The 22,942-nt window shown below is 62.6% G+C and carries 20 protein-coding genes; 13 read left to right on the top strand and 7 right to left on the bottom strand.

The features are described 5' to 3' along the window. Positions 1-3: 3 nt before the first annotated feature. The 3 genes from infB to JF616_11270 all read right to left on the bottom strand — a co-directional run bounded on the left by infB (position 4) and on the right by JF616_11270 (position 5,274). Positions 4-3,444 carry a translation initiation factor IF-2 gene (infB, locus tag JF616_11280; protein MBW8888327.1) on the bottom strand — a complete coding sequence of 1,147 codons (3,441 nt, stop codon included), beginning with the start codon at positions 3,442-3,444 and terminating at the stop codon, positions 4-6. Between the two features lie 85 nt (positions 3,445-3,529). Further along, positions 3,530-4,768 (bottom strand): transcription termination factor NusA, encoded by a 1,239-nt coding sequence (nusA, locus tag JF616_11275; protein MBW8888326.1) that lies wholly within the window; start codon positions 4,766-4,768, stop codon positions 3,530-3,532. 38 nt (positions 4,769-4,806) lie between these two features. Further along, a complete protein-coding gene (locus tag JF616_11270; GenBank protein ID MBW8888325.1) occupies positions 4,807-5,274 on the bottom strand; it encodes a ribosome maturation factor RimP in 468 nt (155 codons plus the stop codon). A gap of 408 nt (positions 5,275-5,682) precedes the next feature. Between JF616_11270 and JF616_11265 the strand changes: the two genes are divergently transcribed. Continuing rightward, entirely contained in the window at positions 5,683-5,904 is a 222-nt protein-coding gene (locus JF616_11265) for a hypothetical protein (protein MBW8888324.1), read from the top strand. Positions 5,905-6,002: 98 nt separating this feature from the next. Here JF616_11265 and mazG read toward each other — a convergent pair whose 3' ends face one another. Next, positions 6,003-6,824 (bottom strand): nucleoside triphosphate pyrophosphohydrolase, encoded by an 822-nt coding sequence (gene mazG, locus JF616_11260; GenBank protein MBW8888323.1) that lies wholly within the window; start codon positions 6,822-6,824, stop codon positions 6,003-6,005. Positions 6,825-7,136: 312 nt separating this feature from the next. Here mazG and dprA point away from each other — a divergent pair, with 312 nt between their 5' ends. Then, positions 7,137-8,432 (top strand): DNA-protecting protein DprA, encoded by a 1,296-nt coding sequence (gene dprA / locus JF616_11255; GenBank protein ID MBW8888322.1) that lies wholly within the window; start codon positions 7,137-7,139, stop codon positions 8,430-8,432. Between the two features lie 167 nt (positions 8,433-8,599). Continuing rightward, entirely contained in the window at positions 8,600-8,863 is a 264-nt protein-coding gene (locus JF616_11250; protein MBW8888321.1) for a septum formation initiator family protein, read from the top strand. A 90-nt stretch (positions 8,864-8,953) separates the two neighbouring features. Here JF616_11250 and JF616_11245 read toward each other — a convergent pair whose 3' ends face one another. Then, positions 8,954-9,502, bottom strand: coding sequence for an excisionase family DNA-binding protein (locus JF616_11245; GenBank protein MBW8888320.1), 549 nt, complete (start codon positions 9,500-9,502; stop codon positions 8,954-8,956). A 255-nt stretch (positions 9,503-9,757) separates the two neighbouring features. On the opposite strand from JF616_11245, the gene JF616_11240 reads away from it, so the two are divergent. From JF616_11240 to JF616_11225, 4 genes are all read left to right on the top strand, one after another. Continuing rightward, the gene (locus tag JF616_11240; protein MBW8888319.1) at positions 9,758-10,735 is read left to right on the top strand and encodes a hypothetical protein; all 978 of its coding nucleotides are present in this window, start codon (positions 9,758-9,760) and stop codon (positions 10,733-10,735) included. Positions 10,736-11,048: 313 nt separating this feature from the next. Continuing rightward, positions 11,049-12,209, top strand: a complete 1,161-nt coding sequence (locus tag JF616_11235) for a hypothetical protein (GenBank protein MBW8888318.1) — start codon at positions 11,049-11,051, stop codon at positions 12,207-12,209. Between the two features lie 120 nt (positions 12,210-12,329). After that, the gene (locus JF616_11230) at positions 12,330-12,656 is read left to right on the top strand and encodes a DMT family protein (protein ID MBW8888317.1); all 327 of its coding nucleotides are present in this window, start codon (positions 12,330-12,332) and stop codon (positions 12,654-12,656) included. An 18-nt stretch (positions 12,657-12,674) separates the two neighbouring features. After that, positions 12,675-13,550: a putative DNA-binding domain-containing protein gene (locus tag JF616_11225; protein MBW8888316.1), complete on the top strand. Its 876-nt coding sequence runs from the start codon at positions 12,675-12,677 to the stop codon at positions 13,548-13,550. 43 nt (positions 13,551-13,593) lie between these two features. On the opposite strand, the gene JF616_11220 is transcribed toward JF616_11225, so the two are convergent. Continuing rightward, entirely contained in the window at positions 13,594-14,091 is a 498-nt protein-coding gene (locus JF616_11220; GenBank protein MBW8888315.1) for a WbuC family cupin fold metalloprotein, read from the bottom strand. A gap of 96 nt (positions 14,092-14,187) precedes the next feature. Between JF616_11220 and JF616_11215 the strand changes: the two genes are divergently transcribed. Further along, positions 14,188-15,657 (top strand): outer membrane protein transport protein, encoded by a 1,470-nt coding sequence (locus tag JF616_11215; protein ID MBW8888314.1) that lies wholly within the window; start codon positions 14,188-14,190, stop codon positions 15,655-15,657. Positions 15,658-15,736: 79 nt separating this feature from the next. Then, the gene (locus tag JF616_11210) at positions 15,737-16,627 is read left to right on the top strand and encodes a hypothetical protein (protein MBW8888313.1); all 891 of its coding nucleotides are present in this window, start codon (positions 15,737-15,739) and stop codon (positions 16,625-16,627) included. Positions 16,628-16,735: 108 nt separating this feature from the next. Here the strand turns inward: JF616_11210 and JF616_11205 are convergent, their stop codons facing one another. Continuing rightward, complete coding sequence (locus JF616_11205) at positions 16,736-17,983, bottom strand: transglutaminase domain-containing protein (GenBank protein ID MBW8888312.1); 1,248 nt, start codon at positions 17,981-17,983, stop codon at positions 16,736-16,738. Between the two features lie 396 nt (positions 17,984-18,379). Between JF616_11205 and JF616_11200 the strand changes: the two genes are divergently transcribed. From JF616_11200 to JF616_11185, 4 genes are all read left to right on the top strand, one after another. Further along, positions 18,380-19,147, top strand: coding sequence for a DUF4412 domain-containing protein (locus JF616_11200; GenBank protein ID MBW8888311.1), 768 nt, complete (start codon positions 18,380-18,382; stop codon positions 19,145-19,147). A gap of 73 nt (positions 19,148-19,220) precedes the next feature. Then, on the top strand, positions 19,221-19,913 hold the full coding sequence (locus JF616_11195) for a hypothetical protein (GenBank protein MBW8888310.1): 693 nt from the start codon (positions 19,221-19,223) through the stop codon (positions 19,911-19,913). A gap of 4 nt (positions 19,914-19,917) precedes the next feature. Then, positions 19,918-21,435, top strand: a complete 1,518-nt coding sequence (locus JF616_11190) for a RimK family protein (GenBank protein MBW8888309.1) — start codon at positions 19,918-19,920, stop codon at positions 21,433-21,435. Positions 21,436-21,608: 173 nt separating this feature from the next. Next, positions 21,609-22,880: a glutamate--cysteine ligase gene (locus JF616_11185; protein ID MBW8888308.1), complete on the top strand. Its 1,272-nt coding sequence runs from the start codon at positions 21,609-21,611 to the stop codon at positions 22,878-22,880. Positions 22,881-22,942 lie beyond the last annotated feature (62 nt).

Genomic DNA, 22,942 nt, shown 5'->3' with positions numbered 1-22,942 from the left:
CTTCTACGCGTTGGCCGGCGTGAGCTTGCGGGCGATTTCCACCTTCTTGAAGAATGCGACGATATCGCCTTCCTGCAAGTCCTTCACGCCTTCCAGGCCGATGCCGCATTCGAAGCCGGCCTTGACCGTGCGGGCGTCGTCCTTCTCGCGCTTGAGCGAGGTGACCTTCGCTTCGCCGACTTCGATGCCGTTGCGGTACACGCGGGCCTTGAGATCGCGCTCGACGCTTCCGCTCTGGACCTTGCAACCGGCGATGGTGCCGACCTTGGGGATGCGGAAGATCTTGAGGATCTCCGCTTCGCCCGCGACCTCTTCCTTCACTTCCGGCGTCAGCATGCCTTCCATGGCCAGCTTGATCTCGTCCACCACTTCGTAGATGATGCGGTAGTTGTTGATCGTGACGCCTTCTTGTTCGGCGAGATTGCGCACCGCCTCGGAGGGCAGCACGTGGAAGGCGATGATGAGCGCCTCGGAGGCCGCGGCCAGCTGGATATCGGCATCCTTGACGGCGCCGACGCCCTTGCTGATCACGTTCACGCGCACTTCCTTGGTGGACAGCTTCTCCAAGGCGGAAGCGATGGCCTCCATGGAACCGTCCATATCCGCCTTGATGATGACCTTGAGTTCGTGGAACTCGCCCGACTTGATTTGGTCGTAGAGTTGATCCAAGGTGATGTGGCGCTTCTGCCGCATCTCGCGTTCCTTGGCCGCCACGCGGCGACGGGTCGCGATCTCGCGAGCTTCGCGCTCGTCCCCGACCACCACGAAGGAGTCGCCGGCCTGGGGCGCGCCCGAAAGGCCGAGCACCTGCACCGGAGTGGAGGGGCCCGCGAAATCCTTCGGCTTGCCGCGTTCGTCGAGCAAGGCGCGGACCTTGCCCGCGAAGGTGCCGGTCACGAATACGTCGCCGACGTTCAAGGTACCGTTCTCCACCAGGATGGTGGCGACGGCGCCCTTGCCCTTGTCCAAGCGCGATTCGATCACGACGCCCACCGCCGGGCGGTTCGGATTCGCCTTGAGTTCGAGCACTTCGGCTTCGAGGGCCAAGGTCTCGAGGAGCTTGTCCATGCCGGTGCCGTTACGGGCCGAGACTTCGACGCAGGCATAGCCTCCGCCGTATTCTTCGACAGCCACGCCCGCTTCCGCCAGCTGGGCCTTGATCTTGGCCGAGTTGGCCGTGGGCAAGTCGATCTTGTTGATGGCCACCACGATCTGGCAATTGGCGTTCTTCGCCAGGGTGATGGCTTCCTTGGTCTGCGGCATGACCATGCTGTCGGCGGCGACCACCAGCAGCACCACGTCGGTGATGTCGGCGCCGCGGGCGCGCATGGCCGAGAAGGCCTCGTGACCGGGGGTATCCAGGAAGCAGACCGGGCCGTGGCTGGTTTCCACCTGGTAGGCGCCGATATGCTGGGTGATGCCGCCGGCTTCGCCCGCGATCACGTTCTCCTTGCGGATCCAATCCAGGATGGAGGTCTTACCATGATCGACGTGGCCCATCACCGTGATGATAGGCGCGCGCGTGATCAGGTTCTCGGCCGTATCCGCGATTTGATCTTCCAACAGGGTATCGGTCGCGTACTCGTCCATCAAGTGCGCCTCGTAGCCGAATTCGTCGGCGATGAGGGCGATGGTCTCGTGATCCAAGCGCTGGTTGATGGTCACCATCATGCCCATTTCCATGCACTTGGCGATCACCTGCGCGGGCATCAGGTTCATCAACCCGGCCAACTCGCCGATGGTGACGAACTCGCCCACGTTCAGGATGCGCTTCTCCACGCCGGCTTCCTGCTCGTCTTCGCGGCCCTTCTTGGACTTGGGCTTGCCGGTCTTGGAGAGCGACGCCATAACCTTGGTGACGTTGTTGCGCGCTTCCAAAAGTTCGGCTTCGATTTGCTCCTTGGTCTTGCGCTTATGCCCGCCGCGCGAGCGGCTCTGGGGCGCGAAGGCCGGTCCGGGGCGATCCCCGTGCTTGTCCTTTTCCTTGTCCTTGTCGCGATCCAATCCGCGACGGCCGTCCTTGCCGACGAGACCGGACAAGGCGATGATGCCGGCGTCCTGGGCGCGCTGCGCGAAAACGTCGCGGGGCTGGCCGAATCCGCCGGGGGCTCCAGGGCCGCCGGGACCGCCAGGGCCTCCGGGTCCGCGATTGTATCCGCCGGGGCCACCAGGCCCACCGGGGCCGCGGTTGTATCCGCCTTGATAGCCTCCGCCACCGCCGGGTCCGCCGGGTCCACGGTTGTACCCGCCTTGATAGCCTCCGCCGCCACCGGGCCCGCCGGGGCCGCCAGGACCGCGATTGTATCCGCCAGGGCCACCGGGACCGCCAGGCCCACCCGGGCCTCCGGGACCACGGTTGTATCCGCCTTGATAGCCTCCGCCGCCACCGGGTCCGCCGGGGCCGCCAGGACCACGATTGTATCCGCCAGGGCCACCGGGACCGCCGGGGCCGCCAGGACCACCGGGTCCGCGATTGTAACCGCCTTGGTATCCCCCGCCGCCGCCGCCGGTCGGATAGCCGCCCGCCTGGCGGTTGAGGTTGCCGGAGTAACCTTGATGGCGCTCGTCGCGGGCGCGTTGGCGCGCCTGGCTTTCGGCCTTGGCCTTGGCGATGCGGGCCATGAGGTTGGCGTCCGGTTTTTCGACCGAGACCTTCAGTTCATGATGCAGGCTGCGCGCCTTGGCTTCCGCGTCGGCAGGCGAATTGACGGCCCGGGCGAAGCCGGGCTGGCCGGCGGGCGTTGAAGCGGCAGGCGCTAAAGCGCCGGGAACCGAAGGTGCGGCACCGGCCTGGGCCACGGGAGCTTGGACGGTGGGCGCGGCCACGGGAGCCGAAACGGCGGGCGCTGCCGGAGTAGCGGCTGCGGCCTGAGGCGCGGCAGGGGCTTCGACGCGAGCGGCCGGGGCCGTGGGAGCTTGAACCGGTTCGGCCGCAGGAACGGGACGCGCGGTTTGGGCCTGGGCGGCAGCGGGAGTCTCGATAGGGGCCGGGCGGGCTTCCGGGATGTGCGGCGCTTCATGCCGGATCTCGGGTTCGATCTTGGGCATGGGCCGTTCGACCGCATGCGATTCGACGCGCGCTGGCGCTTCGGGCGCCATCGCTCTGGCCTCCATCACGGGAGGGGTCGGCATGGCCGCTGCCGGAGCCACGGGGGCGGCCACGACCTTAGGGGTCGGCGGCGGGGGAGGCGGCGCCGGAGGCGTCTTCTTGAGCACGGCCTTCATCGGGATCTTCTTCCCGGCCTTGACCAGCGCGTCCTTCTCCAGGCGATCCTTCTCGGCGAGGATCAGGGGCTTCACCTTGAGGAAGCTGGGCTGATCGATCATCGCGGCGGAGGATTTCACGTCCACGCCCACGTCCTTCAGGAGTTTCACCAGCAGGTCGCTGGAGATCTCGTAGGACTTCGCGAGCGAAGAGACTCTTTTCTTGGTGGCATCGGTCATACTGTCTTCTTTTCCACTCTGGGCTTCCGCCCGGCGTATTCGTAAATCTGCATCCGCGCGCGTCGATCCGGTTGATTCACCCGTATCACAGCGCCTCGGATTCCCCTTCCGGCTTCTTCTTGCTGAACAGCGATTCCAATTCCGAGAACTTGCTGGGCACGGCCGCGGTTACCGGTGCGGCCGTCTCGCCGGTGCCCGGGATCTTCACGCCTTCGCGAGGCTTGAAGAGGGCTTCCTTATCCTCGGGCGGCATGTTCCCGAATTCGGTCTGCCCGTAGATGTCCAGTTCCTTGCCGATGAGCTTGGAGGCCAAGCGGACGTTCTGCCCGCCGCGGCCGATGGCCTGGGACAAATCCTCGTCCCCCACGATCACCACGGCGCGCCCGTCCCCGATGTCGGAGATCTGCTTGATGTTGGCAGGCGAGAGCGCGCGGCGGATATAGGCGTTCATATCGTCCGCCCAATGGATGATGTCGATGCGCTCGTTGGAAAGCTCCCGCACGATGGCTTGCACGCGGTTACCCTTCATGCCCACGCAGGCGCCCACGGGGTCGATGCGATCGTCCTTGGTGGTCACGGCGATCTTGGCGCGGAAGCCCGGGTCGCGGGCCACGTTCTTGATCTGGACGATGCCGTCGTAGATTTCCGGCACTTCGAGCTTGAACAGCTCGGCCAGGAATTCGGGATGGGTGCGCGAGAGCAGGATCTGCGGGCCCTTGGTGTTGGTCGAAACGTTGGCGATGTAGGCGCGGATGGTATCGCCCTGGCGATAGCGCTCCTTGCGGATCTGCTCCTTGAGCGGGATGATGCCTTCGGTCTTCCCCAGGTTCACCAGGATGTTGCCGCGATCCACCTGCTGCACCGTGCCCGAAACCAGGGTGCCGATGCGATGCTGGTAGTCTTCGAAAATCTTGTCGCGCTCGGCGTCCCGCACCTTCTGCAGCAGGATTTGCTTCGCCGACTGGATGGCGGCGCGGCCGAAATTCTCGATGGGGATTTCCATTTCGAGATAATCGCCGGCGGCGGCGTCCTCGTTGTATTCCCGGGCCTCGGCCACCAGCATGTACCGCTCATCGAAAGCGGCCACCTCTTCGGGGGTGAGCGCGGGATCCACGTCGGGATAATCGTCCACCACGTTCACGCGCAGATAGACGTGGATATCGCCGGTGTCCTTGTCGATTTCGGCTTCGATATTCTTGGCCAGATTGAGGTACTTCTTGGCGGCGTTGATAAGGCTTTGCTGCAAAGTCGTAACCACGACCTCGGGTCCCAGGTTCTTGGACTTGGCTATGAGGTTCAAGTTTTCGAAGATTTCCGCTGCCATTGATACTCCAATTGGTTCTCTAAAGATTCGACCGGGCTTCAGCCCAGCCTGACATCCACCTTAGCCTGTACGATCAGTCCGAGGGGAATGGTACGGGCCGTCCCGTCCGTGTCCAAGATGATGCTGTCCTCGCCCACGTCTTCCAGCTTCCCGACCACCAGCTTTTTATTCCCCAGGCCCGCGATGGGCTCCCGCAAGGTGGCCCGCACGAAGCGGCCCACATTCCGGCGGTAATCCTGCAAGCTCTTGAAGGGCCGGTCGAGGCCGGGGGAGGAAACCTCCAGCACGTAGTTCTCGTCCTGCATCACGTTGTCGGCGTCCAGCAGCGTCCCCAGCTCGCGGCTCACGTGGGCGCAATCGCTAACCGTCACGCCCTCCCGCTTGCCGATATAGATGCGCAGAACGCGGCGCTTGCCGGCGCGGAAAATTTCCACGTCCACGAGCTCCAACCCATGCGACTCGGCGACCTTGGCCGCCCTGTGCGAGATGTCCTGCGTCAAATCCAACCGGATCTCCTAGAGGTTGTGATGGTTGATTTTCGCGTTGCGAGGCCGAGCGAGCGGGCCGCGGCCGAGGAAGGCGAAGGAGCGATACTTGGAGAGTATCGCGACTGAGCCTGACGACAGCCCCGGCCCGCGCAGCCGGACGTAGTAGCGAAAATCAACCATCACAACCTCTTCTGAATCAAAATAACTAAAGGTCCCTCTCCCTTGTGGAGCGCCACTCCGCTTCGGAGCGCCTGCCTCACCCGAGGCGACACACCTTCCGGGTGGGTCCCCACCCTCGATGAAACCGGAATTTTAAAGAAGGGGGAAGTGGGTAACCACTAAGAATATGAAATTTAAGTAAATTGTCGCGGAAGCGGCAAGCCAATAACATACCCTTTCCGCCGTTTCGGGAGTACTTAGAGGCCGATGTTCTTGATTAAAGCGATTCTCCTCATCGCCGTCGGCCTCTCGGGCCTCTGGTTTTCGGTCCGCCAGCTCCGCAAAAGCCTAGCCGAAATCCGCGCGAAAAAGCCGGACCAGCACCGCTGGGAAGACAAGGTTTTCAACTATCCTCTGATGTTCCTGTGGTTCGGATACCTGATCGTGTTCTTCGGCGGGCTCATCGTCAATAATTTGGTCTTTAAGTGATTAAGAAGGGTACAGGGTGAAGGGTTAAGGGTACCGGCGCCGAGGCGCCCGGTGGGTCGCTCGACCCCTATCGATCCTAACCCTCTACCCTGTACCCTTCACCCTGTACCCTTTCTTTCCTCCTCCTTCGTCCGTACCCAATAGGCTTCTTTTTCATCCAGGGGCAAAGACCCGAAATCTTTCCCTTCACCCTTGGCCATCGCCTCCATTTTCCCGTACCGGGAAATGAATTTTCGGTTCGCCCGGGCCAAGGCCCGCTCCGGATCGAGTTTGAAAAACCGGCCCAGGTTCACGGCTGCGAACAGGAGATCGCCGAACTCGTCTTCAATGCGATCCGGATCACGATCAAGCGCATTGGCTTCGGCCTCGAGCTCGATCAGCTCTTCGCGGATCTTGGCGGCAGGACCTTTCCAATCGGGCCAATCGAAACCGTGGACGGCGGCGCGCTTTTGCAGCTTCTCCGCTTTGAGCAAGGCGGGCAGATGCTTCGGGACTTCGCCCAGTCCGCCTTCGGGCTTCGCATCGGCGGCGGCGGCCTCTCCCGTTTGCTTTTCCGCGCGCTTCAGCTCCGCCCATTTCACTTCCACCGCTTCGGCATCGGCCAACTTCATTTCGCCGAACACGTGCGGATGGCGCCGCACCAATTTGTCCGCGATGCCCTGCACCACCGCGGCGAAATCGAAATCCCCCGCCTCCTGGGCCAACTGCGCGTGGAAGACCACTTGCAAAAGCACGTCCCCCAGTTCCTCGCTCATATTGGCCTTGTCCCCGGCCTCCACGGCATCGATGAACTCGTAGCTCTCTTCGATCAGGTAATTGAGCAAGGAGGCGTGCGTCTGCTTGCGGTCCCAAGGACACCCGTCGGGAGCCCGTAACCGGGCCATGATCGCCAACAGGTCGGAAAGAGTATAACTGGGCATGAAAATCCCCCTTCCCTCCAAAAATGCACATTTCGGCGGATCCGGGAGCGAATAAACCCTCTTGCAATAATGCACTTATGTGCAGTATATTTGGAAGAGCCCCCTGACATAATGGGGGCGAAGAGCGAGGCCGAGCGAGCGGCCCGCGGCCAAGGAGGACGAAGGAGCGATATTCGGAGAATATCGCGACTGAGTCCGACGCAGGCCCCGGGCCGCGTAGCCGGCCGCAGCCGAGCAACCATTATGTTAGGGGCTCTTTAGATGGAAAACTTTTGGGACGGGGGCGACCTTCCCCCAGAGGAATTACGGCCGATGCTGGCCTTGAGCATGGCTTCGGGCGTCGGTCCCGCCACCTTTCATCGATTGATGGCCGCTTTCGGATCGGCAGAGGCGGTTTTCGCGGCCTCGGCGGCGGAACTGACCGCCGTGTGCCCGGGCCTCAAGACTGAAACCCTGAAAGCCATCCAGGACGGTCCCAACCTTAGGGCGGTCCGCTTCCAAGAGGAGGCCTGCCAGCGCTTGCGGGCGCGTATCGTTTGCGAGCGGTCGGAAGCGTATCCCGATCCATTGCGCACCTTGCCACAACCGCCGCCCTTCCTGTTCATGGCCGGAGAGTGGAGGCCGGAAGATCGGCGGGCCATGGCCGTGGTGGGGACGCGTTTCCCGAGCCCGTACGGATCGCGCATGGCCCGGGAAATGGCTTTGGGACTTTCCGAACAGGGTTTTACCATCGTTTCCGGCTTGGCCCGCGGTATCGATACCCTGGCCCATAAAACGGCTTTGCATTGCGGAGCCCGGACCCTTGCGGTACTGGGCTCGGCCCTCGATTGGATCTATCCTTCCGAAAATTCCAACCTGGCCCGGGACATCGCGCGTAAAGGTGCGCTCATATCCGAGTTCCCCATGGGCATGGCGCCGCATGCCACCCATTTCCCGCGCCGCAACCGGTTGATCAGCGCCCTTTCCCTGGGCACCTTGGTGGTGGAAGCGGGAAATGACAGCGGGGCGCTCATCACGGCCGACTTCGCGTTGGACCAGGGTCGCGAGGTTTTCGCCGTCCCCGGCGCGGTGCATGAACCCGGCAGCTGCGGCACCCATAAGCTGATCCGGGAGGGGGCCCATCTCGTGGAGCGCGCCGCGGATATCGTAGCGGTGTTGCAAGGCACTTCCCAAGCGGTCCCGGCCCGACGATTCCAAACGATCGCACCGATCACCGCCTTGCTCGATGAGGCCGGGCCCTTCCCGGATTCCCCTGATCTCTTTTCCCCCGAACCAGCCGCGTCCGGCGTGGCCGTGGAGGCCCTGCCCGGTCCCATGCACGCCGACGCGGCGGTCGTCCCCACCGGGTGGATCAATGCGCCCTACCCTGACGCGACTACTGCTTCCACCGCTTTGGAGGCCGCCGCGGCGGGGCTTGATGAAGAAGCGCGCTCCCTGCTCTCGTTGTTGGGCCGGGAAGCCCAGACCTTGGACGCCATCGCCGAAAAAGCCCGCCGCAAAGCGCGCCTTCAGGATGCCAAGCCCCATCGCCTTTTGACCGGCCTGCTCGAATTGGAACTGAAGGGCCGGGTGAAACGGATGCCTGGGGCCTTGTTCCGCCTCACCTAGATCCCGCCGAGGGAATGCCCAATTTCGAGGAAATGAACGCCCGGGATCTTCCCCGGGCGGGAATGCTAGAATTGCTTTCGGTAAGCTCTTCGGAAAGCGCTACATTTCCCTTATTCATGGCGACCCCCTCCGGCAAACGACGCGTAAGGTGGCTCCGATATGTCCTTTTGGGCATAGCGGGTTTGGGCGTATACCATGTCCTGACCGGTCCCAGCGGCGCCCTCAATCTGCTGCGTCTGAAGAGGGAAAAGGCGAGGATGGAATCGGACCTGGACAGCCTCGCCCAGCGTAAAAGGGAATTGCAGATCGAAAAGGCGCGCTTGGAGCGCGATAGCGCCTATATCGAAAGAGTCGCGCGCAAAGACCTCGGCATGGCCAGGCCCGACGAAAAGGTTTTCCGCTTCGTGCCGCCGAAAAGCCCCGCCAAATAAGGACGATCCAAATAAAAAGGACCCGGGAAGGGTCCTATGCGAGAGCGTTGGGGCCCGCGGCCGTAACCGCGGGGAGACGGAACTTTCCGGTTACTTTTTGCCCTTTTCCTTGCAAGCCACCACGTAGCCGGCCAACATGCCGTCCATGTAGAAGCGCGAGACCGTCATGAGCCCATGCAATTGCTTCCCATAACGGGTTTCCTGCATGGCTTCGATCTGGAGGGATTTGTCCTGCCAGGGCGCGCGTACCAGGGTCTCCAGGCTGGAGTCGGAGCCTTGGACCTTCGCGACGATCTTGCTGAGGGGTTTGCCCAACATCTCGACCTGGGTGTGCCCATATAGGGTACGGGAAGCTTCGTTCCAGGCGATGACCTTGAGCTCGGGATCGGTTACGACCACGGCCGGACCGGTGGCGTTCCGGTAGGCGGCAGCGGCCTTGGTGGCGCGGGCGTAAATCTCTTCGTCGAGGGCTTCGGGAGAGATGCCGATTTCCTCCACGTAACGCATGACCGCTTCTTCGGTGAGGCGCCGCGGTCCCCGGCCGATCCGCTCATAGGGCATCCGGCCTTGATCGAGCCAGTTGATGACGGTCTGGGCCGATACATGGAACAGCTTCGCCACTTCCCCTGTAGTTAGCATCTTAAACTCCTGAAACTCCACTCCCCCGTCCATGCGGTGCGGGTAGTCATTTCTGCCAGATGATTATCCACCTGGTTTAGGGGAGTTTCAACGAATTTCTTTTCTTGGGACGTTACCGGGTCTGCGGAAGATGCGTATTCATGGGCTTTCCGAGGCATTGGCGGCGCGCCTATGGGACCCCAAATCGCGCGCGCCAGGTCGCTAACCCGGGCCCCGCGGGTGCTATAATCGCAAGCGACAGGCTTAGTTATACACATGGATGCATTGCTTCCCATACCCGTCGTATTCCTGGGCGCCGACGCCGCTTTGGCCGAGCGCCTTAGGGCTTGCTATGCGCGCATTAAATGGGAGGACGAGTACCGCATCGCACCAGGGTTCGTGGCCAAGGCCGCGCGCCATTGGGGCGCGGTGGTGCCCGAAAAAGGACGCGGGCTGGTGTACGTGGAAATCACCGATGCGGGCACCGCGGGAGAGTCGCGGCTCATCCGCGAGATCGGGGATTGCAATCCATCCTTGCAGATCGTGCTCTTGGCTGACGACGGTACCGACTACTTCGGCATCGCGCGGGATTTCCACATCGGCAACGTGATCAAGAAAGGGCTTTTCGACGACGATGTCATCCGTGCGCTCACCATCCGGCTTTTGACGGGAAACATTTTCGGCTTCGCGCCTTATTTCCCCGATGGGTTCGCGGTGGGCCCGTTGTACCGGACGTTCGCGGGCCAGGTCCGTGTGGAAAGCGCGATCGATGAATGTTTCCGGGCCTGCCAGCCTTACGTGAAGCCAGAAGAACAGGCCTCGTTCCGCGTCTTCCTCCACGAGCTGATGCTCAACACTTTCGCCTATGCCATCGAAGGCATCACTCCGGAGGAGAGGGACGCCAAGCTCCTGAAAGCGCCCCCGGAGGTGGAGATTCCGGAACGGCGCGGTATCAAGATCAGCTTGGTGGGGGATAAGGAAAAGTTGGGCGTTTCGGTGATGGATTCCACCGGCTCGCTCTCCATGTTGCGGGTGCTGGAAAAGTTGCGACGGCAATCCAAGATCGGCGATGAAAAAATGCCTCCGGGTATCTGGGACGAGAGCGGACGGGGAATCTCCATGGTCTATCGCTATAGCCGCTTTATCGTGAACATCCTCAGGGGCGTGCGTACGGAAACGATTTTCCTGCAATATCATGAGAAGGAATTGAACCGGTTCGAGAGCATCATCATTACGGAAGTGAACCCCTTCTGACGCGCCTATTACTGCCTCGGCCGTCGGAAGCAGGGGGTGCCTTGAACGCTACCTCCCCCCGAATTACTTAGTCCTTTCAAAGGCCGGGAAGTAGTCGAAAATCGCTTCCCGGCGTTTATCCACAAGCTATCCACAGATGTTAACAAATCGCGTCGTAAGTGGGGAAATTCGCCGGTTACGGGTGATTTGAGTCTTCCCTAACCGCAAGCGGCCCGATTTGACTTGGGTTTTGTTAACTTCTGGACGCTTTTGGAAAGCGGATTGAAACAATTCAAAATTCCGAAGGCGCCACTTGAAGCAGAAACGGAGCACCATGACGATACTCAGAACGATAGCGACTACTTGCCTTGCGGTTTCGGGTTTGGCCATGGCGCAGGGTTCGCCGGCGTCGGCACCTGCACCCGCCGCGCCCCGCACCGGACTTTATGCTACCGTAACCAAAGGAAACATCGCCGCGGACAACACCGTTGACGATTACTCCCGTCGTCCAACCCTCATCGGCGACAAGCAATATTTCGCCGGTTTCGGCGGCGCGGACATGGGCAATGCCGCATTCTCCATCAAGGGAATGGGCTGGAACTGGTTCGGCGACGTCACCGGTCCGGTGAGCGCGGCCTCTCCGGGAGTTCCGAACACCTTGCGTTTGGGATTGGGAAAAGGAACCGCCTGGGGCGGCGGCCTCATGCTGGCCGTGGATCGCGTCAGCAACAAGACGGCGGCAGGCACCACCACCACCTATTACGATGCCAGCGGTTTCGGCGCCTTCTTCGATTTAGGCCTGGGCGCCAGCGACGTGTACGGGTCCGTGGGCTGGAACACCGGTTTCCCCACCATCCCGCCGGCCGCGCCGCATAACAGCGTAACCACCGAGCCGGCAGCGGGCTCCAACACCGAGGTCAACCATCATCAGTTGAGCCTCATGGCCGGATGGAAGAAGGATGCCACCGTCGAGGGCACCCAATCCGTCAACATCGAAGGCAACTACGTGCTGGGCTTGCACACCGACGATACGCCCACCCCGAACGTGGACGATATGGTCAACATGCTGACCATCATGCCCATGTGGGGCTATATCCTGCGGGCGAATAGCGACTACTCGGTGTTCATCGGCGCCAACGGCGTTTTGGCTTTCGAGAACGATTCGGTCGGCCCCACGCACGGCAACCAATACGCGGTCTCCATCAGCCCGAACATCGCCTTCCAGAAGCAGTTCGGCCATGGCTTCGAAGGCTTTTCCGGATTCTCGGTAACCGCCCTCCTGCGCGGCGCCCAGGATGAGCCTGCAAACAACAATACTTCCTCGACCATGCTGACCGGCGGGGCCGACGTCTCCGTGGGCCTCCGCTGGGTCAAGGATAACTTCGCTTTGGAAGGCAGCCTCAAAGAAGCGGTCCTCGCCAATGGACCCTACCTGATCGGCGGCAACGCGGGTCAGGGGCTCTTCGCGAATATCGGTATGGCGCTGGGCTTCTAGGACCGCGCCTTATCGGAACATGCATAGCCTCCGGCCGCAAGGCCGGGGGTGACCCTCGGCCTGCGGGGCCGAGGGCGACCCTTGTCCCTTCGGGCCAAGGGTTTATTATTTTCGCTGGCCATGACGACCATCCTCCTCCTGCTCGTCTCGAACATTTTCATGACCTTCGCCTGGTACGGGCACCTCAAGTTCCGGAGCGAGGTCCTTTGGAAGGCGATCCTCGCCAGTTGGGGTATCGCCTTGCTGGAGTACTGTTTCCAAGTGCCCGCCAACCGCATCGGGTCGTATCGATTCACGCCTTCCCAGCTTAAGATTCTCCAGGAAATCATCACCCTAGGCGTTTTCGCAGTGTTCACCACCATCTATTTCAAGGAACAACTGCGCTGGAACTACGCCGCCGCGGGGCTTTGCATGATGGGCGCCGCGTATTTCGTGTTCAAGAAGTAAGGGAACTACTTTACTGCCATGGCACAAAATCGCGAGCCGGAAAACCCTCCCTCCTTGTCGCTAGCCGCCCTGCAGGCGTGGTTCGGCTCCGCCATCGCCAACCCGCTTCCCAAGCGCTATGGCGAAAATCCTTTGGCGGTGTCTTCGCCCGGCTTGGCCGAATCGGCCGCCGAACGGCTCCGGTCCAAGGGGGACCTGGGCGGTTTCGATCGCTTGGGCGTGTACAACGAACAATATTGGTTCCGGCTGGTCACGGTGATGCAATCGGACTACACGGCGGCCATCCATCTGATGGGGCTTCAGGAGTTCAATGACTGGGCCGTGCGGTATTTGCAAGCCCATCCTCCCGCATCCCCTTTCCTGGCGGACCTGGACGCGGGATTCCCCGGCTTCTTGGCAGCCGGCTATGCGGGGCCGCTGCGGGATACGGTCCTGCAGGCGATCGCCTACGAGCGCGCGCTTTCGAAAGCGTTCGATGCCCCCGACGGGGCGACCCTCGCCGCCGCCGGCCTGGGCCCGGAGGCCTTGATGGCGGAGCGACTACGCTTGGCGCCGCACGTAACGCCATTGCATACCGACTGGGATTTCGCCGAGTACCGCGGCAGATGCCTGGCCGATGAAAGCTTGGAAGCGACGATGGACCCTCCCCTGCGCGTCTCCGCCGACCTCGTGGTCCATCGGGAGGCCGATTTGCGGGTGATGAAAACCGAAGTGCCGGCCGCCGCCCTGGCATTGCTGCGCGCCTTTCCGGGAACCTTGCCCGAGGTGTTCGCCCGGCTCGATGGGGTCTTGGCCCCTTCCGATCAGGCCTTGCTCGAGCGGGAGGTCTCCGGATGGTTCCGGGACTGGGCCGCGGAGGGATGGCTTTGCCTCGACCGCGAGAGCGCGGAGTAGGCCCGGCCCGCGAGGACCCGATAGCGGAGCTTTGACCGCGAAGCTAGACCGCGCCGCAGCGTTCGATAAGGTCGGTGAGATAGGCCTGGGCGCCTTCGGCATCGGCCTCGGAGGGCGCCCAAGGCGCGAAGCGCTTGTGGGTCTTGGCATCGAAATAGCCGTCGATGACTTCGTAGATCACAGCTTCCGGGGACAAGACCGCCAGGGTATGCCAGGCGCCGGGCGGGATCTCCACCTGGGCGACCGCGCCGCGGGCCCGCTCCTCCGGGTCGGCCGAGAGCAAGGCCGTCTCGTCCAACCCTCCCGCATCGTCGAAGGTGATCGCCAGGACCCGGCCAGACAGGATGGTGAAGATCTCCAGCTTATCCGGATCCTTGTGGCGATGGGGCGGGAAGTAGCTGCCCGCCAAGGCGGCAATCACCATCCGCTGTAGGCGATCGGCGGGGGCATGGAAGCAATGATTCGCCCGGCGGCGCGGGGAAACCCGGGCGCGGGCCAGGGTGGATTCCATCAAAGCGGCATCGAGGCGGCGGGCGAACATCGGATCCTCCCGGAAACTCCGGGTCCAAGATAAATCCCGGGGCAAAGTACGCCTATCCCTGGCCGACCGCCTGCCGGGCATGGAAGAATAGGGGGTATGCGCATTTTCCCGAAGGCCGGGATGGTCCTGGCCGCATGTTGGCTATCCGCGCGCGCGGATTCGTTCAACCATAAGATCGTGCTGGTGGGCGATAAGGGCGCGGCCTTGGGCGGCGCTTTCGCCGGGCTCGCCGACGACGCCACCGCCACCTACTACAACCCGGCCGGCCTTACCCAGATCAAGAACATCAAGCTCAACGTCTCGGCCCAGGTGGTGCAATACCAGAAGGAGAGGATCGGTATCGCGGAGGGGACGGACATCCCTTACAACTCCTTCAACTTCAGCCCCACCATCACCGCCTTCTCCCAGCGGATGGGCAATTGGGCCTACGGGTTCAGCGTGGTGACGCCGCTCAACGATCTTTTCACCGGAGAGCAGAAGATCGAAGGCGCCTACCACGACGAAGGCACGGGCTCTTGGTGCTCTTCCGAACCGGGCTTGAATGATCCCTGCTACACGCGGTTGAGCTTATCCTATTATGACGTTTCGAAATCGACCCAGATCGGCCCCAGCATCGCGTTCAAGTACAACGACAAGATCTCATTGGGGTTTTCCCTGTATGCCATCTACAATACCGAATTGGAAAAGACGGCGTTCGGCGGATGGGACGGGAACTACGTGGACGGGAACCCGGATGACTTGTCTCGCTTCCATGAGAACAACGTGACCCGTTCGGTGACCCAAACGGGATTGGGCGGATCGGCATTTTTCGGGGCCCTGATCCGCATGAGCCCGGACTTCTCCATCGGCATCAACCTTTCGCCGGGGAGCATGGTCTGGGTGTCCCGCACCGAAGAGCAGCGCGTGGAAGATATCTGGAACGATACCGTGGTCAGCGCGAATTCCGCGCCGACGACCTATGCGCCCGAGATCTATAGCACCTCGCGTTCGGAAAGGCATACCGAGGTCACCGCCCCCAGCCTTTCCCTCGGGGCGTCGTGGAGGCCCATCGATCGGCTTCTGCTCACGGCGCAAACCGATTACTATCTCGGCAGCCAATACGATTATACCGGCCTGACGCCGGACACCGGCATCGCCTTGAATCGCTCCGGCTTCGAACGCTACGCGCCGCTGGAGCAGACCTATACCATCCTGAAAAAATCGGTCGTCGATTTCTCGGGCGGTTTCGAAGCGGTGATATATAAAGGCTACTCCATCGCTTGCGGCGGTTATACCGATTTCAGCCAAGGCCCGGACGATAACCGGCCCGCCAGCTGGGATCGCAATATCGACTACTACGGTTTCACCGTTTCCTTGGGGATGGATAAGGATCTCACCCAATCGCGCTTCGGATTCAGCATGGCCTACGGGGACGCCTCCATCACCCATTTCCAATGGACCCGGCTCGACGGGGGCCGTTACGTCCTGGAGTCCGATCCCGACCACCCCGATAAGGTCTACCGCCCGCGCCAGAACTTCGACGCGTATAACTTCGGGCTATTCCTATCCAGCACCTTGAAGATATAGGCCCGCCCCCGTTATGGATGTATAGAGCGCCATGGCCCGTGAAACCCCGGCTCCGCCATAATCTATCTTGCGTCCGCCCATGACGCGTTCCCTCGTCCCTTTGCTGGTCCCGCTGTGCTGCGCCTTCTTGTATCCGACCGGCACCTTATTGATGAAGCGGTCCATCGAAAAGGGCGCGGACATGCCTTCGACCTTGATCGCCAACTTCTGGGCCATGGCCCTGGTTTTCGTTTTCGCCTTCCCTTTCGAAAGCCGATCTATCCCCTGGGACGTGTGGTGGCAGCCCGCGGTGATCGGGCTTACCTCCTTCGCGGGGCAGGGTTGCGCCATCCTCGCCTTCGCATCGGGGGATCTCACCGTGGCGACCCCGGCTTTGGGCTCCAAGGTGCTCTTGGTCGCCCTCTTCACGGAACTGCTGCTCGGCTTAACGGTCCCTTTGCCTTGGTGGATCGCGGCCTCGCTTTCCTTCGCCGCCGTTTTCCTGCTCCAGGCCGGAGCGCCCCACCTGCGCCGGGGAGTCTGGCGCACCTTGCTCTACTCCCTCTGCGCGGCCGCCTTCTTCGCCATCGGGGACGTGCTGATCCAGAAATGGGCGCCGCGCTGGGGCGCGTTCCATTTCCTTCCCCCCATGGCCCTGTGCACGGCCTTGTATTCCCTGGCCCTTGTCCCGCGCCTTAAGGCTCCGCCCTGGCGGATGCCGCAAGGCGGCTTCGCCTGGCTGGCCGCCGGCTCCCTGGTGCTCGGGCTGCAATCGCTTCTGCTCACCGCCGTGATCGGCATCTACGGGCAGGTGACCCTGGTGAACATCCTCTTCAGTTCCCGGGGACTCTGGAATTTCCTGTTGATCTGGTTCTTGGGCCATTGGTTCAGCAATACCGAGCGCCTGTCCGGGGCGGGCGTAATGGGACGCAGGTTGATCGGGGCCGGGCTGATGTTCGCGGCCATCGTGATAGTGACGATGTGGAAGTGAAAAAGGGTAGAGGGTACAGGGTGAAGGGTGAAGGGTGAAGGGTTAGGATCAAGAGGATCGGCCCACCGGCGCCTCCGCGCCGATACCCTTCACCCTGTACCCTCTTTCTTAGGGCTTCTCCGTCGCTCCGTCCAAGATGTCCTGGAAGTATTTCTCCGCCTCGGCCGCATTGCCTTCGAAGCGCTTCAGCGGCAAGGGCTTCCCGTCTTTCCAGGCGCCCTCAATCTGCACGTCCAGATTCGCGATCAACCGCATCATCAGGTTGGTCGCCGCGATCTGCAGGTTCTCGCGGCCGTCCAGCTCGGCCAGCTTGATCCGTTCCACGCCGGACGGGAACTCGCGCAGGGCCGCGTCCACGCCCACCCACTCTCCCCCCAGGCGGGCTTCGCACCAGGCATGTCCGATGAATACCCCCCTGCCCAGGCTGGCGAATCCCAGGGCGATGCGCGCGGGCACGCCGCGGGCGCGGAGCAATGCGGCCGTGAGGACGGCGGCCTCGGAGCAATCCCCCGTCAGATTGCGCAGCACCTCGGGGCTGGCCCCGAAAAGCACGGACCCTAAGCGGAAATGGAAACGGTCGGAGACCCAGCGGTAAACGGCGTCCGCGATGCGTTGCGGATCGGTCTCTTTCCCGGCGATGGAAGCGGCCGTGGCCTGCAATAAGGTATCGGTAAGGACCAGGAAGGAATTGGACGAAAGCCAGCGGGCATCGCTGGCCGAAGTGGGCGCGGCCGCGCGCGGCCCCGGGGCCACCTTGCGATTCTCCACGATCCAATCGGAAGGGGAGAGGGCGCGCAAGCGGACCTGGCCCGGCCCCAAGGGGAGCAAGCCTTCCCAGGCTTCGCCATTCCTCAAGGTGAGCCGCAGGCGCAGGCGATCGGCGAGGCCGGCTTGGGAGGGAGCCAAACGCGAAACCGGGAACAGGTTCGCGGCCCCTGAGGCCGACCCGGCATCGGCCTGGGTGGGCGTTCCCGACCGAAGGGCTCGCGACGGGACGCTGCCCGACGGGACGCCGCCCGACCGAAGGTCGCCCGACCGAAGGTCGCCCGGATCGGAAGCGACTTCGAGCCTGGGCGTACCGGATCGCAGATGGACGGGGGCCGAGCTATCGGGCAATTCTTCCATCTCCACCAGAAGCCAGTACCGGCCCGAACGGTAGAGGTGGGCGGCCTGCACGGAGGCCAGGGAGTCCTGGCCCATGAAGGGGCGCTTGAAGACGGTGACCCCGGCCGACTTGACGTAGGCCCAACCTCCGCCCTGCTTCTCCTCCAGGATCTTTTCATGGCTGCGGCAGGTGTCGACCAGGCCGGCCAATTTGGATTGGGCCAGGGCGACGAAGTCGAACATGCGCAGCATGGAACCGGCGCAGAGCGCGCGCGCCTGGGGCAGGCGGCCGGCATCGAGCAGGGAGTCGAAGGCCTTGAGGACGGCGGCGGGGGATCCGGGAACGGGCGGGGCTTCGTCGGGGGACCTGGCGGCGCAGGGAGAAGGCGAAGCGGCGGGCGCCGGGGCGTGGGTTGCCGCTGTGGCGGGAGCCGGAGCGGTGGGCGCCGAAACGGCGGGGCGGGCGGGAGACGGAGCGGCGCCGGTCCGAAGGGGCGCGACCAGGACGCCGAGCGTCAGGATGGCGCTCAGGGAGAAGCGGCTCAGGGGGTTTCCCCGCTTCCGATTTTAATCCGGGAAAGGTTAGGCATCGACTCCGCCGATAAGTTACTTTTATAATCGGATAGCAAGGAATACCCCACCCACTCGATGCCTAAACGCCTTCCGATCCTTCCCACCTTCCTCTTCCTTTTCCTATTGGCGGCCGGCGGCCGTGCCATGGCCGCAGCGAAAGGCGCCGGCGCGGGGCCCTTCGAAGGCGCGATCGATCTCAAGCTCACCATGGAAAGCGGGGGCGGCGATTTGCGCCTGTGGATGGCGGGGGAGCGCGCCAAGCTCGACTTGGCGATCACGATGAATCCCCTGCCCACGCCCCTCCGCATGGCCGTGCTGCTGGATGCCAAGGCGCCGCGCAAGGCCACCCTCGTCAACGATGCCATGAAATCCTATAGCGTGATCGATCTCACGGACGCGCCCGGGGCCGATTCCGCCGGGGGGAAGTATACCCTCAAGGAAGTGGGCAAGGAGAAGCTGCTCGGCTATGCCTGCACCCACCTGACCTTGACCCGGCCGCATGAATTGGTGGACGCATGGGTCACCCAGGAACTGCCGGACGTCTACGGCGTGCTGCGCAAGCTGCAGCAGGCCAATCCGCAATTCGGCGCGGCCGACGCCTTCCGCGCCCTGGACGCGGCCGGCAAGTCGGGCCTGCCCATGCGCTGCATCGTGGTGCGGGACGGCCAGCGCGTCACCACCGAGGTCCGGAAAATCGAACGTCGGACGGTGCCGACCTCCATGTTCTCGGTGCCCACGGGGTACGCCCAATCCGATCTCGCCGGGGCGGGAACGTCCCAGCCTACGCCTGAGCAGATCGAGCAGATGAAGAAGATGATCCAGGGAGCGTTGCAAGGGCAATGATTCAGGTCGCCGACAGAGCGCGGGCGAAGAGCGGGGCCGCGCGCAGCCCTTGGTACGGGGATTGCCTGTTCCGATGAAGCTCGACCTCCATGTTACCCAGCAGCCCGACGACGAGAGTTGCGGCATCACTTGCCTTAAAGCGATTTACGACTACTACGCGCATCCCACATCCCTGGCCACGCTCAAGCACGAAATCGAACATTGGCGCACGGGTGGCACTGTGGCCGTGAACCTGGCCCGGCATGCCCTCGCCCACGGCTACGACGCCGAAATCTACACCTACAACCTGAAAATCTTCGATCCCACCTGGAAGGATCTGCCGTCCAAGGACCTGTCGCAAAAGCTACGGCTTCGCCAAAGCCGGGTGCGCAGCGTGAAGCAGAAGGAAGTGATCCGCTTTTACCAGGACTTCCTCAAAAAAGGCGGCAAGGTTCGCTTCGACGATCTGGACGAGGATCTGATGGGCCGCCTATTCCGGTCGCATAAGCCGGTCATTTGCGGTCTTTCCGCGACCTATCTCTACCAGCAGTCCCGGGAAACCCACGACAACCTGGAAGACGATGTCGCGGGCCATCCCGTGGGGCATTTCGTGGTGGTGAACGCGTGGGATCCGCATACGCGCATGGTCACCATCCAGGATCCCCTGCGCAAGAATCCCTTTTCGGATACGGGCACCTACCGCCTGCCCTTCGTGAAGTTCAGCAACGCGGTAATGCTCGGCATACTCACTTACGACGAAAACCTCTTAGCCATAGCAAAGAGATAAGGCCATGATCAGGAACATATGCGTGGTGGAGAATCCCCGCCACTGGAAGAAACGGGTCCCGCAGATCGAATTCGTGAGCGTGGAGGATTACCTCTTCGCCCCCGAATGGCAGGACGTGCGGCCATTGAAGATCATCAACCTGGCCAGCAATTACGGCTACCTCGGATCGGGGTATTACGTTTCGCTGGTGGCGGAGGCGCGCGGCCATAAGGTGCTGCCCAACATCTCCACCATGCAGGCGCTCTCGAAGAAGGAATTCTACCTCATCGAGACCGACGATCTGAACGCGCAGATCCAGAAGGATCTGGCCAACATCTCGGACAACAAATACGAGCTGTCGGTGTATTTCGGGAAGAACGCGTCCAAGAAATACGAGAAGATCTCGCGCATGTTCTTCAACCTGTTCCCTTGCCCCTTCTTCAAGGTCTATTTCCGCCGCGAGAAACACTGGATCCTCACCTCCATCCGCTCCATGTCCATCAACTCCATCCCCGAGTCGCACCTGGGGGTGTTCCTGGAGGCCTTGTCCGAATTCTCCATCAACCGGTGGGGCATCAAGCGGCTCAACAATTCGGCCCGCTACGATTTGGCCATCCTCTACAATCCGAACGAACGGTTCTCCCCTTCGGACGACGCGGCCATCCAGAAATTCATCAAGGCCGGCAAGCACAACGGCCTGGACGTGGAAGTCATCGAGAAGAAGGATTTCGCGCATCTGCCGGAATTCGACGGTCTATTCATCCGCGAAACCACGGCCATCGACCACCACACCTTCCGCTTCGCCAAGAAGGCGGAGAAGGAAAAGATCGTGGTTATCGACGATCCAAAATCGATATTGTACTGCACGAATAAAATCTTCCTGAACGAGCTGTTCAAGCGGGAAGGCATCCCGCGCCCGAAAACCTTCATCCTGTCCGAGGACAACCTGGGCCAGATCTACGAGCATTTCTCATTCCCCATCATCATCAAGATCCCCGACGGGTCGTTCTCGCGGGGCGTGGTGAAGGTGGAAGATCCGGGCGAATTGGCGGCGACGTGCAAGGAGTATTTCAAGCGTTCCGATTACATCATCGCGCAAGAGTATATGCCCACCGAGTTCGACTGGCGCGTCGGAGTATTCAACGGCAAGGCGCTTTTCGCTTGCAAATATTTCATGTCGCGCAACCACTGGCAGATCATCAACCATAAGGACGACGCCAAGGACGGGGCCCATCTGACCTATCCGGTCGAGCACGTGCAGCCGCTCATCATCAATACCGCCTTGCGCGCGGCCCGGCTCATCGGCGACGGGCTGTACGGGGTGGACATCAAGGTGGTGGGCAAGAAGCCCTACGTGGTGGAAGTGAACGACAACCCCAACATCGACGTGGGCGTGGAGGATCAGGTGCTCAAGGATCGCCTCTATAACACGATTATGGAGGAGTTCGCCAACCGCATCGATAAGCTGAAGGCGCGCAAGGACCGCGAGCCGGCCATGCCCGCCGAGATCGTCAAGCTCCTCAACCTGCAGGTGGTTCGATAAACGCCCGCTTTGATGCCCGGGGCTTAGGCGGGTCCGTCCCAGCCGCCCCCGAACCCGAACCGGCGCCCCCCGCCGCGTCCGGTGCCGCTCCCTTTGATCAGAATCCCGGCGAGGAGCCGACCCCTTCAAATGCGACGAGGAGCGAGGAGCCGGCCCATTCAAATGCGACGAGCGTGGAGTTCGCCCAGCGAACTCCTAGCGAGGAGCCTAAATCTTGGTCCCTCTTCCAGGTCTACGGCGTGGAGATCGAATACGCCATCGTCCGCCGGAACGGCTTGGCGGTGGACGCTTCCGCCGATCGGCTCCTGGAGGCGCTGGGGGGCGACCCGGACGCCCATCCCGCCGCAGGCAATGTCGAGGCCGACAACGAACTGGCCGCCCACGTGCTGGAGCTGAAACTCCGGCGGCCCGCGACGGACCTGGCCGCGCAGGCCGGGGACTTCGCCGCCGCCGTGCGCGCGGCCGATGGCGCCTTGCGAGGCTGGGGCTGCCGCCTCATGCCCGGCGGCATGCACCCCTTCATGGATCCGGCCCGCGAATCGGGCTTGTGGATGCACGAGGACAACGCCATCTATGCCGCCTTCGACCGCGTTTTCGGGGTGCGCGGGCATGGCTGGTTCAACATCCAGAGCGTGCACCTGAACCTGCCTTTCCGCGGCGACGCCGAATTCGCGCGCCTGCACAGCGCCATCAGCCTGCTGTTGCCCGTACTTCCCGCCCTGGCGGCGTCGAGCCCTTTCCACGACGGCGCCCATCATGGTTGGCTGAGCGGACGTTTGTCCCATTACGTGGGCAACCAGAAGCGCCTTCCCCAGATCATCGGCGGCATCGTGCCGGAGCCGGCGGAAAGCGAGTCCGAATACCGCGATCGGATATTGCAGCCCATGTTCCGCGCCATCGCCCCGCACGATCCGGACGGCCTCTTGCAGGAGGAATGGCTCAACTCGCGCGCGGCCATCGCGCGTTTCTCGCGCGGGTCCATCGAGATCCGCTGCCTGGACAGCCAGGAGGGGCCGACCGCGGATCTGGCGGTGTGCCGCTGGGCCGCGCGGGCATTGCAGCATATGATCGAGAACGGGGGCGATCTTGCCGCGCTCCATCGCAAGGCTCCGCCCGGATTATTGAAGGCGGTCTTCCTGGAGGCGGCCCGCAGCGGCGGCGGAGCGGCCTTGCCCGACGGATTCCCTTTTAGCGCCTTCGGCCTGGAACCTCAGCCCACGGCGGGCGCGTTCCTGCGGGCCCTGACTCCGCGGCTCTTCCCCGCCGACGGCCTGAACGGCGCGGATGCGGCCCTGTACCCCCGCTTGAATTTGATCCTCGAGCAGGGATCCCTTGCCGAGCGCCTTTTGCGCGCCGCGGGATCCGCTCCGGACCCGGAGCGTTTGCGGAGCGCGTACGCTTCGCTATGCGACAGCCTTGCGGCCGATCGCGCTTTCCTAAGCTGAGCAGCGGATTCTTAAGCAGGCTCGCCCCTGCCTAACCTATTACCGTCCGTTTTTCTCCTTGC

Source organism: Fibrobacterota bacterium (assembly GCA_019509785.1).
In the GTDB taxonomy this organism is placed as follows: Bacteria; Fibrobacterota; Fibrobacteria; order UBA11236; family UBA11236; genus Chersky-265.
This window is presented reverse-complemented; position numbering and strand designations above follow the sequence as displayed.

Bases quoted from the DNA above. Each gene is read 5' to 3' on its own strand.
- JF616_11200 (MBW8888311.1), top strand. From the start codon at position 18,380: ATGCCTAAACGCCTTCCGATCCTTCCCACCTTCCTCTTCCTTTTCCTA.
- infB (MBW8888327.1), bottom strand. From the start codon at position 3,444: ATGACCGATGCCACCAAGAAAAGAGTCTCTTCGCTCGCGAAGTCCTAC.
- JF616_11240 (MBW8888319.1), top strand. From the start codon at position 9,758: ATGGATGCATTGCTTCCCATACCCGTCGTATTCCTGGGCGCCGACGCC.
- JF616_11230 (MBW8888317.1), top strand. From the start codon at position 12,330: ATGACGACCATCCTCCTCCTGCTCGTCTCGAACATTTTCATGACCTTC.
- JF616_11265 (MBW8888324.1), top strand. From the start codon at position 5,683: ATGTTCTTGATTAAAGCGATTCTCCTCATCGCCGTCGGCCTCTCGGGC.
- JF616_11210 (MBW8888313.1), top strand. From the start codon at position 15,737: ATGACGCGTTCCCTCGTCCCTTTGCTGGTCCCGCTGTGCTGCGCCTTC.
- JF616_11235 (MBW8888318.1), top strand. From the start codon at position 11,049: ATGACGATACTCAGAACGATAGCGACTACTTGCCTTGCGGTTTCGGGT.
- nusA (MBW8888326.1), bottom strand. From the start codon at position 4,768: ATGGCAGCGGAAATCTTCGAAAACTTGAACCTCATAGCCAAGTCCAAG.
- JF616_11225 (MBW8888316.1), top strand. From the start codon at position 12,675: ATGGCACAAAATCGCGAGCCGGAAAACCCTCCCTCCTTGTCGCTAGCC.
- mazG (MBW8888323.1), bottom strand. From the start codon at position 6,824: ATGCCCAGTTATACTCTTTCCGACCTGTTGGCGATCATGGCCCGGTTA.
- JF616_11245 (MBW8888320.1), bottom strand. From the start codon at position 9,502: ATGCTAACTACAGGGGAAGTGGCGAAGCTGTTCCATGTATCGGCCCAG.
- JF616_11215 (MBW8888314.1), top strand. From the start codon at position 14,188: ATGCGCATTTTCCCGAAGGCCGGGATGGTCCTGGCCGCATGTTGGCTA.
- JF616_11195 (MBW8888310.1), top strand. From the start codon at position 19,221: ATGAAGCTCGACCTCCATGTTACCCAGCAGCCCGACGACGAGAGTTGC.
- JF616_11205 (MBW8888312.1), bottom strand. From the start codon at position 17,983: ATGCTGCGCATGTTCGACTTCGTCGCCCTGGCCCAATCCAAATTGGCC.
- JF616_11220 (MBW8888315.1), bottom strand. From the start codon at position 14,091: ATGTTCGCCCGCCGCCTCGATGCCGCTTTGATGGAATCCACCCTGGCC.
- dprA (MBW8888322.1), top strand. From the start codon at position 7,137: ATGCTGGCCTTGAGCATGGCTTCGGGCGTCGGTCCCGCCACCTTTCAT.
- JF616_11190 (MBW8888309.1), top strand. From the start codon at position 19,918: ATGATCAGGAACATATGCGTGGTGGAGAATCCCCGCCACTGGAAGAAA.